A 13,765-nucleotide genomic window follows, 5' to 3' on the forward strand; every position below is an offset into this window, starting at 1 on the left:
TGCGCGCCCGGGTCGAGCACTTCCTATGCTGCATTGACGCGCAGCGAGCCATGGACAAGTTCATAAAGCGCGCTGGGGGCGGTGGCTTTCCATCCCAGTTCGACGATGGCGCGGGTGCCCGAGATAATCGGGGATGCACCATAGAGCGCAGCGATCGGGCCCCATTTCGACTGCGCTTCTTGTGCCGTCAAGGAAACGGTATCCCCGTTGCCGCCGGTCGCATGGCTGACGGCCTTGGCCAAGTCTCTCATGTAGACCCGATCGCTCACAAGATTATAGAGCTGCCCGCCTCGCCCTCGATCGAGGGCTGCGATATAGGCCGCTACCAGATCGTCGACATGAACCGTCGACACCGGCACGATCCCATCGCCGATGAATGCGCCTTTCTTGCTCTCGGCCGCTGCGCCGAGCAATGTGCGCACCAAAGTCCCCGCGCCGCCCTGACCATAAACATGCGCGGGGCGAAGCACGATGGATCGGATGTCCTGTGCCGACGCGGCAAGGACACGATCCTCGAGCTTCACGCGCATGGCCTGCATTTCGATGGCCGGCGCAAGCGGGGTGGTTTCATCCACATAGGCGTCAGCGATCCCGGCATATACGCCCAGCCCGCTGGTCATGATCAAGGGTTTGCCGGTGCCGGCCAGCCCCTGGATCAATTTGTCGGTGAAGGCGAAATCGGTTTCGGTAACGCCCCTCGGCAGCCCAACGGCGATATGGATCACGGCATCCACTTGGGGCAGGATATCCGAGATGCTTTCCGGTTCCGCAGTGTCCCCTTGGTGGGCCTGAAGACCGCGTGCAGCCAAGGTGTCGGCGGCCTCGGCGGAACGCGCTAGGCCGGTTACGCTATGTCCCCTGTCGAGCAAGCTCTGGGCCAAAGGCGCGCCGATATAACCCGTCGGTCCAGTCATGAAGATGTGCATGTCGTGTTCCTCTGCGATGAAGAGCGCCAGCCAACCTGTCCCGATCAATCGTTCGGTTTAGCGGGGTATGCGCCAGCTGTTGCCACTGCGGCGTTCATGTGTAAAATGCACATAATAGAAGGAGGCAGCAGTGTCAACAAAAAGAGTGCAAAACGCACATATCTCAACTCACCTGCCGAAACTGATGCGCGCATTCATAGACATCACCGCCGTTATGAATGGACCGGAACGTGACGAGGCCATGCTGAAAGCCACAGGCCTGTCCATGGAGCGTGCCCTCTGCCCGATACTGGTGCTGGTCGGCCAACTGGGGCCTATCGGCATCGTGGAACTCGCCGGCAAGATCGGCCGTGACTATTCGACTGTCAGTCGCCAGGTCGCGAGGCTGGAGGAACTTGGATTGCTGTCCCGCCAGGTGAGCCCTGCCGACAAGCGCATTCGGGAGGCAATCGTCACGTCGCGCGGCAATGCTGCCACACAAGCGATCGACGCCGCCCGCCTGGAGGTGGCCGAACAGCTGTTTGGTGATTGGACAACGACCGAGTTCGAAGATTTGGTTCGGCTTACCGGAAAGCTGGCATCCAACTTAATCAAGGCGCATCCCAATGACCCTTCTCGCAAGGGCGCATTGTCGTGATGGCGCATACAGCCTGATGAGGTCGGAACGCTGCGGAATGGCGCGTTCAAGGGTAAAGGTAAGCCAGGCGAAAGCCGGTATGGCCGGTGGTGGTGTCTGGCGTATTGCTGGTGCGTGCGGCGATGCGATAGCGGTAGCAATAAGTGATGTGGCAGAGGTAGGAGCCACCCTTGAGGAGCTTGCGATCTTCCACTCTGGCGCGCTCATTTATTTCCTGGGCCGAGCGCTTCAGCGAGCGCACGCGGAAGGGGTCGGCGGTCCATTCCCAGGCATTGCCGCTCATATTGTAGAGACCATAGCCGTTGGCCCCGAATGAAACGGCGGGGGCCAGCCCGGAATAGCCATCGGCCGCATCATCGCGGTGGGGAAATTGGCCCTGCCAGACATTGCAGGGAAAGCTGCCCGTATCGTCGGGCTCGGCATCGCCCCAGGGAAAGCGGGCATTCCTCAGACCGCCGCGCGCGGCATGTTCCCACTCGGCTTCGGTTGGCAGCCGCCCGCCGCTCCAGCCCGCAAAAGCCTGGGCGTCGTTCCAGGACACATGGACCACAGGATGATCCTCGATGCCGGACAGGTCGCTGGCGGGGCCGAAGGGGTGGTTCCAGCTCGCGCCTTCGACGCGCCGCCACCATTCGACGCCGACCACGCCCTGCGTTTCACGGTCATGGGGCAGGAACTGAAAGAAGACGAAGGACCAGCCGAACCGCTCAGCTTCGGTGACATAGCCGGTGGCGGCGACGAAATCGGCGAAGCGCGCATTGGTGACGGCGGCTTCGTCCATCAGGAATGGCTTGATGCGGACCTGGCGCAACGGGCCCTCGCCATCCTCGAGATGGTGCGGCGTGCCGGTGCCGACATCGACGAGGCCACCGGGAATGGCTTTGCGTCCGGGCGCTCCCGCAGCCGGCATAGGCCGGGGTGGCGGCTGCAAGGCTGCGCGATCAGGCCGGATGATAGTGTTGCGTAGTGCTGTTGGTGCGCAGCAGCTTGGCGCAGCACATCCGATTTTGCCATCGCTCATGTTTCAACACCTTTCGCACCGGCCGCTTGACAATAGGGGGGTTGGCAAGCAATCTGCTAAAGAAATTTAGCACCGTTGGCGGGAGGACGCCAGCGTCACGCAAATCAGTGGCACGGTATCATGACCGCGCGCGGCAAGCGTCGCGCGGGCCTGAAAGCCTGTGCCCGCAAGGAGGAGTCCTGACATGAATACCGGTGCCACGTTTCAACGCGAGCTTTATCCCAACCCTCAGTTTGCACGCGCTAACTGGCATGACCTGTGTGGTCAGTGGGGATTTGCCCATGACGATACCGATGCTGGTCGGGATGCCGGCTGGTTCCGTGGTGGCCCGTTCGATCGGCAGATCACGGTGCCGTTCCCGCCGGAATCGGAGGCCTCGGGCATTCATGAGCAGGGCTTTCATCCGGTGGTCTGGTATCGGCGGAGTTTCAACATGCCGGCCATCGGTGCCGGCGAGCGGCTGATGCTGCATTTCGGCGCCGTGGATTATCTGACCGAGGTTTGGGTCAATGGCCAATTGGTCGCCCGGCACGAGGGTGGCCATACGCCTTTTTCCGCCGATATTACCCCGGCTCTCAACACGGATGGTGAGCAGGTCGTCGTCGTGCGTGCCGAGGACCAGCCACGCGACGTGCGTTTTCCGCGCGGCAAGCAGGACTGGCTCGAGGCGCCGCACAATATCTGGTATCATCGCACCACCGGCATCTGGCAGCCAGTTTGGCTCGAAGTGGTGCCGGGCCTCCACATTACCGACCTGCACTGGACGCCCGATCTGGCCAATGCCCGGGTGCGCTGCGAGGTGCGGCTGAGCGGGATGCCGGCCGAGCCGGTCCAGCTTCGTGTGCGCCTGATGGTCAAAGGCGCGCTGCTGACCGACACGAGCGTCAGCGTCGCCGACAGCGAAGCGATTATCTATGTCACCATTCCCGAGCTGGAACACTTCACCTATCGCGACCATCTGTTGTGGACGCCTGAAAAGCCGAACCTCATCGCTGCCACCGTGAGCTTGGGCGATGATGTGGTCGAAAGCTATCTCGGCTTGCGCAGTGCCGAGGTTGGCGAGGGTTTCTTCCTGCTCAACGGGCTGCCTTATTACTTGCGGCTGGTGCTGGGCCAGAACTATTGGCCGCAATCCCATCTGGCGGCCCCCAGCCCCGACGCTCTGCGGCACGAAGCCCAATTGATCAAGGACATGGGCTTTAACGGGGTGCGCATCCACCAGAAGATCGAGGACCCGCGCTTCCTCTATTGGTGCGACATGATAGGGCTCGTGGTCTGGGAGGAAATGCCCAGCGCCTATGCCTTCTCTTCATCGGCGGTCGAGCGGCTGTCGCGCGAATGGATGGAAGTGATCCGGCGCGACAAGAGTCATCCCTGCATCATTGCCTGGGTCCCGCTCAACGAAAGCTGGGGCGTTTCGCAGATCGCTGTCAGGGCCGATCAGGCCCATTACGCGTCGGGCCTTTATCACCTGACCAAGGCGCTCGATCCATCGCGGCCCCTCATTTCCAACGATGGTTGGGAACTGGTCGAAAGCGATATCTGGTCGGTGCATGATTATGCGCCAGACGGGGAGGGGCTGGCCCGGCGTTTCCAGACGGCTGAGGACATCGACGCCATGCTGGCTGGCATGGGGCCGGCGCGGCGGCGCGTCATTCTTGGCGGTCGCGAACGCGGCGACAAGCCGGTGATGCTGACCGAGTTCGGCGGGTTGAGTTTTACGCCCAAGCAGGGCGAAGCCTGGCATGGCTATTCCACGGTGAAGGACGCGGGTGAGTTCGAGACACGGCTGGACAGCCTGTTCTCGGCCATTGCCGCCAGCCCCTACATAGCCGGCTATTGCTACACGCAATTGACCGATACCGAGCAGGAAACCAATGGCTTTCTGACCGCCGCGCGGGAACCCAAGCTGCCGATCGAGACCCTCCGTCGGATCATAACCCAGCCGGCCGCCTCGGTGCCCTATGAGCTTATCGACAAGGACCGGCGCGTGGCGCGCAAGGCTTCCGGTAGTGAAACCTAGGCGCGGCGAAGGAACAGAACATGGCTTTCAGCAGATTGAGGCGGACCTTTCCCGCCCTTGGCAAGCCGCCAGCGCGGTCGGCGGGCAGCGCCGGTGACTGGAAGACCGCGCTGGTGTTCCTGACGCCCTGGTTGCTGGGCATGGTGCTGCTGACGGCGCTGCCGATGATCGGCTCGGCCATCCTCTCGTTCACCAGCTATGACCTGCTGTCGCCACCGCGCTGGGTGGGGACAGCTAATTATCAACGCCTGCTGACCCGCGATCCGCGTTACCTGCAGTCGCTGGAGGTCACGACCGTCTATGTGCTGGTCTCGGTGCCGCTCTCGGTCGCCGTGGCGCTGATCATCGCAGTCAGCCTGTCGGCGACGACACGCACGGCAAACTTCTTCCGCGGCGTGTTCTACCTGCCATCGCTGCTGGGCGGCAGCGTCGCCATTGGCGTGCTGTGGCGGCAATTGTTCGGCAGTACAGGCCTGGTCAATTCGGTGCTGGCGGCGTTTGGCGTGCAGGGCACGAGCTGGATCGGCGACCCCAATTATGCGCTGGGCACGCTGATCCTGCTGCATGTCTGGCAGTTCGGCGCGCCGATGGTGATCTTTCTGGCCGGTGTTCGTCAGATTCCCAAGGAGGTGGTGGAAGCCACCATCATGGACGGCGCCAATCCCGTGCAGCGGTTCTTCCGCATCACGCTGCCGCTGCTCAGCCCGCTCATCCTGTTCAACCTGGTGATGCAGACGATCACGGCATTTCAGGCCTTCGTTCCGGCCTATGTGGTGAGCGACGGCTCGGGCGGTCCGGTGGATTCGACGCTGTTCTACACGCTCTACCTCTATCTTGAGGGCTTCCGGAATTTCCGCATGGGCTACGCCATGGCGATGGCTTGGATCCTGCTCTTCATCATCGGCGCATTCACGGCTCTGGCCTTCTGGGCCTCGCGCTTCTGGGTCCATTACGAAAGCTAGAGAGCTTGTCATGACGGCTATTACCAAGACATCGCCCCCAGGGCGGGCCATCCGCACGATCGCGCTCATCGCCGTGGCACTGTTGATGAGCTACCCGCTGCTCTGGCTGGTATCGAGCTCCTTCAAGCCCGAGCAACTGATCTTCAGCGAGGCAGGACTGATCCCGTCCGCCTTCACCTGGAGCAACTATGCCGATGGCTGGTCGCGACTGGGCGTGCCGTTCGGCGCCTTTATGCTCAATTCGGCCGTGATCTGCATCCTCTCGATCGTGGGAAACCTCTTTTCCTGCTCGCTGGCGGCCTATGCCTTTGCGCGGCTGGAATTTCCGTTCTCCAAGATCGCCTTCGCGCTGATGCTGGTCACGCTGATGCTGCCCTTCCACGTGACGGTGCTGCCGCAATATATCGTGTTCCAGAGCCTGGGGCTGGTGAACACCATCGCGCCGCTCGTGCTGCCGAAATTCTTTGCGGTCGACGCCTTCTTCATCTTCCTTCTGGTGCAGTTCATCCGCGGCATTCCGCGCGATCTGGACCAGGCGGCCGAGATGGATGGCTGCAACAAATACCAGATCTTTTTCTACATCATCTTCCCGATCTGCCGGCCGGCTTTGGTGCTGGTAGCGATCTTCACGTTCCTGTGGACCTGGAACGACTTCTTTTCGCAGCTGATCTATCTCAGCCAGGTGGAGCGCTATACCGCGCCGCTGGCGCTCAATCTCTTCATCGACGCGACCAGCGGTGAATCAGCCTGGGGCATGCTGTTCGCAATGTCCGTCATCACGCTGCTCCCGCTCTTCATTCTTTTCGTCATCTTCCAACGCCAGATCGCCGAAGGCATCGCCACAACCGGGCTGAAAGGGTGAGCCCGGCCTTGCAAAACGAAACCCTGAAGGAGGAAACATGACCAACGGACCAATCATGGATCGCCGCGGCGCGATCAAGCTCAGCATCGGGGGCGCCACCGCGCTCTGGCTCGGCTCGGCAATGGGGGCCCTTGCCCAGAGCACGCCGATCAAGGCAGCCTGGTATGGCGGGCAGGACACGCATGACCGCATGCAGAAGGCGCTGGCGCTGTTCACCGAAAAGCACCCGGACATTCCGGTGACGGTGGAATTTGCGCCCTTCGCCGACTTTTACGACCGGCTGCCGGTGCAGTATTCAGGCGGTGGCGCCCCCGACATGCATCGTCATTCGATGACATACCTCTTCGACTATATCGAGCGCGGGCAGCTGGCCGACCTGACGCCCTTCATCGGCAGTACCATCGACACGTCCTCGCTCTATCCCGGCGTGGTCAAGATCGGCACCATGGGCCAGACGGTCAATGCCATCGGCAATAACCAGATCGCGGTGGGCCTGTTCTACAATCAGGCCAAGCTCGACGCGGCCGGCGTCACCGGCTCGCTCGATAACCTGACTTGGGACAGCTTCCGCGACATGGCCATTGCGCTCGGCAAGGCCGGCGGCGAGCAGCATTATGGCGTCAGCGACTCGGGTGGCTTTACTGGCCTGTTCGAGGTGTTCCTGACGCAGCGGGGCAAGTCGCTCTACGGCGCCGAGGGCGGGCTTGGCTTCGAAAAGGCCGACCTGATCGACTGGCTGGCCTATTGGCAATCACTGCGTGCCGAGCGCGGGGCGCCGCCGCCAGCGGTCACGGCCGAAAGCGCCGGCTTCCAGAACGCGCCAATGGTGCAAAATCTGGCGGCCATGCAGATCGGCTGGAACCAGCAACTGGTGTTCTATCAGGCGCTGATGACGGAGGAGCTTGGCATTCATGCCTGCCCGAGCCTGGAAGGCGGAGCCAACAATGGCCACCTGATCCGCGCCCTCGATTTCTGGGTCATTCCGGCCATGTCGGCCCATGTCGAGCAGTCGGCCAAGCTGATCAATTTCCTGCTCAATGATGAGGAAGCCATCGCCATTCTGGGACTGACCCTAGGCGGACCGGCCTCGGACAAGGCAGCGGCAATCCTCGCCAAAACGGCCGATGCGCCGAGCACCAAGGTCCTGCAATACCTCGACAACCTTCGGGCCGTGGCCTCCCCCGATACCCCGCGCTGGATCAAGGGGCATGGCGAGCTGGAATCCCTATTGGGGCGCCTCAATGGCGAAGTGGGCTTCGAGCGGACGACGCCCGAAGCGGCAGCCGACACCTATTTCGACGAAGCCGGCTTCGTCCTGGGCTGAGGCCAGACAACGACCGGACGGGGCCTAGGTCCCGTCCGATCCTCTTTCCGGAGATACGCAGTGACCACCGCCAAGCCCAATATCGTCCTGATCATGACCGACCAGCAGCGCGCGGATTTCTTCGCGTCGGAAGGCTTTCCGGTGAATACGATGCCGTTCGTCGAGGCCTTGGGCCAGACCGGGACGCGCTTCAAACGCGCCTATACACCGATGCCGACCTGCACCCCGGCGCGTTCGAGCATGCTGACCGGGCGCTTCCCCAAGGCAAGCCGGGTCAAGCAGAACTGGAGCCCTGCCGAAAGCGTGACCTTCAGCAAGGACATGCCGGGCATGTTCCGCAGTGCCGGATACACATTCAACATCGCGGGCAAGAACCATAGCTATCTCGACGCCGATGCCTTCGATTTCCACGGCGGACCCTATAGCCACACCAACGGCCCGGCGGATCGCGCAGATGCCAGCGAAAAGGCGTTCGACCAGTGGCTGTTCGACCTCGACCATGCTGTTGCCGGTGCCCCCACGCCGTTTCCACTGGAGAACCAGCTCTGCCACCGCATCGTCAGCGATGCTATCACCTGCGTCGACGCCAATGGCGACAAACCGTTCTTCTTGTGGCTGTCACTGCCGGAACCGCATAACCCCTACCAGGCGCCCGAACCCTATTATTCGATGTTCTCGCCCGACCAGATGCCCGACCGGGTTGGCTCGCCGCAATCGAGCGCGGCGCGGGGCGGGCATTGGCAATGGTTGCAGCGGTTGTTCGAGGACAAGCGCCCCGGCTATGACGCCGACTGGCGTAAGTATCGCGCTGTTTATGCCGGCATGCTGCGAATGATCGACGATCAGGTTGAGCGCTTCGTCGACCATCTCAAGGCCGTGGGGCAGTTCGACAACACCATTCTTATCTTTCTCTCCGACCACGGTGATTACGCTGGTGATCATGGGTTGCAGCGCAAGGGAGCAGGGCTACCGGAATGCCTGGTGCGTGTGCCGCTGATCATTGCCGGGCCCGGTGTGATCAGGCGCGGCAACGAGACCGATTTCGTTTCGCTGGTCGACATTTTCCCGACGCTTTGCGAAGCGGTTGGGCAGGAAATTCCGTTCGGCGTGCAGGGCCGCAGTCTCTGGCCCATGCTGACTGGCGGATCTTATCCGGAGGCAGAATTTGCCAGCATCTATGCCGAGCTCGGTATTGGCAGCCTGCCGTACGATGCCCATGAGCGCCCGGCGCTGCACTTTCCCTATGAAGGACCGGTAATCGACGAGCTTAACTCCGTGACCCAGAGCGGCAATCTTAAAATGGTTCGCAAGGGCAAGTGGAAGCTGTTGTTTGATGTGACGGGCGCGGGGGCGCTTTATGACCTCGATGCCGATCCGGGCGAGCTTGACAATCTCTATCACCAAGCCGGCCATGCGACGGTACGGACGGACATGCTGCAAACGCTCCTCGTCTGGTGCATCCGTACCGAAGACAGCCTGCCAAAGGCGAAGTACCTGCCCAAGGTCGCCGATCATGGTTGGTACAGCCAACCATCCACCCCATGAAGGAGTGCCGTAGATGAGCGCGATCAGTCTCAAGGATATCAGCAAATCCTATGGCCCGGTCGAGGTGATTTCCTCGATCGATCTCGATATCGAGAAGGGCGAATTCGTGGTCTTCGTGGGCCCCTCGGGCTGCGGAAAGTCCACGCTGCTGCGAATGATTGCTGGCCTTGAGGGTATCAATTCGGGCACGCTCAGCATCGATGGCACGGTGGCAAATGATATTGCGCCGGCTCGGCGTGGCATCGCCATGGTGTTCCAGAGCTATGCGCTTTATCCGCATATGAGCGTCTACGAAAATCTGGCCTTCAGCCTGCGCATCGCCCATGTCGACAAGGCCGAAATCGACCAGCGTGTGCGCAAGGCGGCGGCCATGCTGCAACTGGATCCCTATCTCAAGCGTCGGCCGCGCGAACTGTCCGGCGGGCAGCGGCAGCGTGTTGCCATCGGGCGGGCCATCGTGCGCGAGGCCAAGGTGTTCCTGTTCGATGAGCCGCTGTCCAATCTCGATGCAGCCCTGCGCGTGGCCACGCGGATCGAGATCGCCAAGCTCAAGGAACGCCTGCCGGGCACCACAATGATCTATGTCACCCACGATCAGGTCGAGGCGATGACGCTGGCCGATCGCATCGTCGTGCTCAATGCCGGCCGTATCGAACAGGTGGGGCGCCCGGTCGAGCTCTATGAGGCGCCGGCAAACCTCTTTGTCGCGGGGTTTATCGGGTCCCCGGCAATGAACCTGCTGCCGTGTTCGCTCCGCCATGACGGAGATCGCAGTTTTGTCACCCTGGCCGGGGCTGGGGCGGGAGCCATTGCCTTTGGGAGCGGCGGGCGCACGGACAAGGAGGCTGGAACCCTGGGCGTACGGCCCGAAAGCCTGCGGCTGTCGACCCCGGAACAGGCTTTGCTGACCGGCACTGTCGATCTCGTCGAACACCTTGGCGAAGTAACGATCCTCTATCTCGATGTCGGGTCGGAGCAGCCCGTCCTCGCCAAGTTCGACAAGACCAAGGCGTTCAACAGGGGCGACATCGTCAGCCTGACCGCTGATGCTGCTGAGCTGCACGCGTTCGATGCAGCCGGAGCGGCGCTGCAGCGTCTCGCCTGAGAAGTCTGGTGAAGATTACCTGGTTGTCAGGCGCGGGATCAGCCGGCAACGGATTGAGATAGTGGCGGGCAGGTCCAGTCGTCGGGGTCCGGTCAGGATATTGATGGCGCGTTCCGCCATCTCGGCATGGGGCAGCAGCATGGTCGACAGGCCCAGGTCCCGCGCGAACTCCCGTTCGTCCAGACCGAGGACGGAAATGTCGCCGGGTACTGCGAGCCCGGCTTCGGCAATGGCGGCCAGGGCACCCCGCGCGAGCATGTCGTTCTGGCAAAATACGGCGTCGGGCGGCTGGGGCAGGGCCAGCAATTCGATCATGGCCTCGCGCCCGCGCCGATGACCCCAGTCGCCATGCCTGACATAGGCCGGTTCGATCGAGAGGCCACCTGCCTTGGCGCCGCGCCGGAAGCCGGATAGTCGACGCTGGGCGCTTGAATGCCAGTCGTCGCCGGTAATCGTCGCCAGCCGCTTGCAGCCGGTGCCGATGAGATATTGCGCCGCGGCAAAGCCGGCGGCCCGCTCTCCTGGGATCACCGCCGTGCCGCTGCCGTCATTGCGGACACAATTGACGTAGACGTGGCGAAAATCCCTGAGGTCCTCGGTGGGATGCACGGCTGCGGTAAAGGTATTGGCATAGATGACGCTTTCGACGCCGAGGCGGCGTAGCGACTTGAGCGCCTCGGCTTCACGCTCCACCACGCCATCGGTGACGAAGACTGCCAGTTGCATCGCCGCGGCTCGGGCGGTCACGTGCAGGCCATCTATGATGTCGATCGGATAGGCTGAGGAAATTTCGTTGATCAGCACGCCGATGATCGGGACATGCTCGGTTTGAAGTTCATGCAGCATCGGCCCGGGTGAATAGCCTAGAACGCGGGCAGTTTCGATGACGTGAGCGCGCGTCGCTTCGGCGATGCGGATGCCGGCAATATTGTTGAGAACCAGGGAGACGGTGGTTTGCGAGACGCCGGCGCGCCGCGCGACGTCGATCATTTTTACACGTCGCTTCACGTCGTTACGATCCCTGCTATCGGTCTCGGCGATGTTCAACCGGCATACACTACTCAATGGTACTCAAGTGCCACATAAGGCTCGCTTGCATTTGCTTCAAGCAACCATCGAGTGCATCTACAACACGCAGACCGACATGTCGAACGAGCACGCCCATGAATAGCTCTGATTTGACATTCTAATAACTCATGTGGGTGCGCGATTTCGGAGCTTCAGAAACGCGAGTTGCAGGCGGTTCTCTAATGGATGAGGCACTTTCAAGTGCCGCTTGGTAACTTGGACGCCATAGGCTCCTTGTCTGTTGGTCATGCAATGCGAAGACCTATGAGGCGGATTTGCGGACAAATTCGAGGAATGCTCTCATCGCGGCGCTGCTGTGCCGCTTATTTGGGTAGTAGAGGAACCAGCTCGGTAACTTAGGGCTCCAGTCTGCCAAGATCTCAACGAGCGAGCCGTCCGCAATGGTTCCACGAGCGTAGTCTTCGAGCACGTGGGCAACGCCTTGTCCGGCAAGAGCGGCCTGAAGTTCCTGATGCGCCGAACTCAGGGTCAGGCGGCCTTCCGGGGCGATCTCAAAGGTTTCATCGTTCTTCCCGAAGGTCCAGGTCGCCAGCGTCCCACCGGGATAGCGGCGCCGAATGCAATCGTGGCCGACAAGTTGAGATGGAACCTCTGGCCTGCCGCGCTGGCGCAGATAGTCCGGCGAAGCCACGATCGCATAGCGCAGAGGGCGTCCAAGCGGCACGGCGATCATGTCCTGAGCCAGTTGCTGTCCGAAACGGACCCCTGCATCGAAACCCTGCGCGACGATGTCAACGATCGCGGCATCACTGACAATCTCGACCTTGACCTGGGGGTGGGCCTCCATGAACGCAAAGGCGAGTGGACAGAGCACATGGTCGACCGCGGGCCCCGGTGCGTTGATGCGCAGTGTGCCGGACGGTTCGTCGCGCAATTCGTCGAGTTCGATAAGGGCCGAGCGGATGTCGTCCAGGGCTGGGCGGAGTCGCTCCAGCAGGCGTTCACCCGCTTCAGTGACCGCAATACTGCGTGTCGTTCGGTTCAGGAGCCGAAGGCCAAGTGCGTGCTCGAGTGCGCCCATGGTCTGGCTCATAACCGATGAGGAGACGCCACGCTCGGCGGCGGCGGCACGAAAGCCACCACAGCGCACGATCAGGGCAAAAGTCTCCAAATGATCAAGGCGTATCATCGTCATTGCTCTGCTATTCAGATCAGCGCGATTGCATTTGATGAGCTTATCAAAGCAGTGTTGATGCGTCACCTTCCGAAATGAAGCGGCACGGGTTTGCCGCGATCGATGAACCTTTCGGAGGAAGACTAAGATGCTGACACTCAACCGACGTAAGATCATGTTGTCCGCCGTCGCCGGTGGTACCGGCGCGCTGTTGAACAACATCCTTCCCGCAACCGTTGCCGCGCAGTCCGCGGCGACACCGATCGGCAATGCTGGTCACTACCGCTTACAGATCGGGGACATCACCGCCACCGTGCTGAGCGATGGCATTATTGGCGGCCCGCCCAATGTTTATGCAGGGGATGCCCCCGAAGCCGAACTGGAAGAAGTTCTGCGCCGCGCCTTTCTGCCAACCGATGTCATGACCCTCAATCTCAACACCCTCCTGTTGGAGATCGATGGCCGCCGCATTCTTCTCGAAGCGGGCGCCGGAACCACGATGGGGCCGAACGGGGGCCACCTGTTCGACAATCTGCGGGCAATTGGACTGTCCGCCGAGGATATCGACCTGATCGTGATCTCCCATACCCATCCCGACCATGTCGGGAACCTGCGAACTGCCGATGGCGGCAAGGCGTTTCCGCGGGCGACCGTGATGGTGCCAAGCGCGGATTGGGCGTTCTTCGTTGAGGGCGAGCCGGATCTTTCCTATATGCCGGTGCCACCGGAGTTCCGGCAGCGCTTTGCGGCCAATATCAAGCAGAGCGTGCAGCCTTTCGCTGGAGGTATCGAGCTTTATGAGGCCGGTGCCGAAATCGTGCCGGGCCTGATGACGATCGCCGCGCCGGGCCACACGCCAGGCATGGCCACGTTTCTGGTGCAATCAGGCAGCGACCAACTGCTGCTGACGGCCGACCTCGCCTATCACCCCGTGGTCAATATCGACCGCCCCTGGCGCCCGGGGCCGGATCGCGATCAGGAAGCGGCCGCCACGGCGCGCCGGCGCATCTTCGATCAGGCTGCGGCCGATCGCACGCTCGTTCTTGGTTTCCATTATCCGTTCCCCGGCCTGGGGCGCATCCTTCGCACCGACACCGGCTATGCCTGGGTGCCGGCCGGCTGGCAATTCTGAACCCCAAGAAAGAAGGCGGCACATA

12 protein-coding genes are annotated in these 13,765 nt (G+C 61.7%); 8 read left to right on the forward strand and 4 right to left on the reverse strand.

What is annotated here, in order from left to right; translation table 11 throughout:
• Positions 1–23: 23 nt before the first annotated feature.
• A complete protein-coding gene (locus tag ACI3KW_RS00875; protein WP_404846511.1) occupies positions 24–926 on the reverse strand; it encodes an NAD-dependent epimerase/dehydratase family protein in 903 nt (300 codons plus the stop codon).
• A gap of 130 nt (positions 927–1,056) precedes the next feature.
• Here ACI3KW_RS00875 and ACI3KW_RS00880 point away from each other — a divergent pair, with 130 nt between their 5' ends.
• A complete protein-coding gene (locus ACI3KW_RS00880) occupies positions 1,057–1,563 on the forward strand; it encodes a MarR family winged helix-turn-helix transcriptional regulator (RefSeq protein ID WP_404846512.1) in 507 nt (168 codons plus the stop codon).
• Between the two features lie 46 nt (positions 1,564–1,609).
• Here ACI3KW_RS00880 and ACI3KW_RS00885 read toward each other — a convergent pair whose 3' ends face one another.
• Positions 1,610–2,473, reverse strand: coding sequence for a formylglycine-generating enzyme family protein (locus tag ACI3KW_RS00885; protein ID WP_404846513.1), 864 nt, complete (start codon positions 2,471–2,473; stop codon positions 1,610–1,612).
• 295 nt (positions 2,474–2,768) lie between these two features.
• Here ACI3KW_RS00885 and ACI3KW_RS00890 point away from each other — a divergent pair, with 295 nt between their 5' ends.
• From ACI3KW_RS00890 to ACI3KW_RS00915, 6 genes are read left to right on the forward strand one after another with little or no spacing between them, the layout of a single operon-like run.
• Positions 2,769–4,607 (forward strand): glycoside hydrolase family 2 protein, encoded by a 1,839-nt coding sequence (locus ACI3KW_RS00890; RefSeq protein WP_404846514.1) that lies wholly within the window; start codon positions 2,769–2,771, stop codon positions 4,605–4,607.
• 20 nt (positions 4,608–4,627) lie between these two features.
• Entirely contained in the window at positions 4,628–5,569 is a 942-nt protein-coding gene (locus tag ACI3KW_RS00895) for a carbohydrate ABC transporter permease (RefSeq protein ID WP_404846515.1), read from the forward strand.
• Between the two features lie 10 nt (positions 5,570–5,579).
• Positions 5,580–6,431, forward strand: coding sequence for a carbohydrate ABC transporter permease (locus ACI3KW_RS00900; RefSeq protein ID WP_404846516.1), 852 nt, complete (start codon positions 5,580–5,582; stop codon positions 6,429–6,431).
• Between the two features lie 37 nt (positions 6,432–6,468).
• A complete protein-coding gene (locus ACI3KW_RS00905; RefSeq protein WP_404846517.1) occupies positions 6,469–7,755 on the forward strand; it encodes an ABC transporter substrate-binding protein in 1,287 nt (428 codons plus the stop codon).
• A 60-nt stretch (positions 7,756–7,815) separates the two neighbouring features.
• Positions 7,816–9,300: a sulfatase gene (locus ACI3KW_RS00910; RefSeq protein WP_404846518.1), complete on the forward strand. Its 1,485-nt coding sequence runs from the start codon at positions 7,816–7,818 to the stop codon at positions 9,298–9,300.
• Positions 9,301–9,313: 13 nt separating this feature from the next.
• Complete coding sequence (locus ACI3KW_RS00915) at positions 9,314–10,405, forward strand: ABC transporter ATP-binding protein (protein WP_404846519.1); 1,092 nt, start codon at positions 9,314–9,316, stop codon at positions 10,403–10,405.
• 15 nt (positions 10,406–10,420) lie between these two features.
• On the opposite strand, the gene ACI3KW_RS00920 is transcribed toward ACI3KW_RS00915, so the two are convergent.
• Together ACI3KW_RS00920 and ACI3KW_RS00925 are read right to left on the reverse strand one after the other, a co-directional pair.
• Positions 10,421–11,413, reverse strand: coding sequence for a LacI family DNA-binding transcriptional regulator (locus ACI3KW_RS00920; RefSeq protein WP_404846520.1), 993 nt, complete (start codon positions 11,411–11,413; stop codon positions 10,421–10,423).
• Between the two features lie 322 nt (positions 11,414–11,735).
• The gene (locus ACI3KW_RS00925) at positions 11,736–12,629 is read right to left on the reverse strand and encodes a LysR family transcriptional regulator (protein WP_404846521.1); all 894 of its coding nucleotides are present in this window, start codon (positions 12,627–12,629) and stop codon (positions 11,736–11,738) included.
• A 154-nt stretch (positions 12,630–12,783) separates the two neighbouring features.
• Here ACI3KW_RS00925 and ACI3KW_RS00930 point away from each other — a divergent pair, with 154 nt between their 5' ends.
• Complete coding sequence (locus ACI3KW_RS00930; RefSeq protein WP_404846778.1) at positions 12,784–13,740, forward strand: MBL fold metallo-hydrolase; 957 nt, start codon at positions 12,784–12,786, stop codon at positions 13,738–13,740.
• Positions 13,741–13,765: the final 25 nt, after the last annotated feature.

Origin of the sequence: Devosia sp. ZW T5_3, from assembly GCF_044987315.1 — a bacterium.
Taxonomy (GTDB): Bacteria; Pseudomonadota; Alphaproteobacteria; order Rhizobiales; family Devosiaceae; genus Devosia.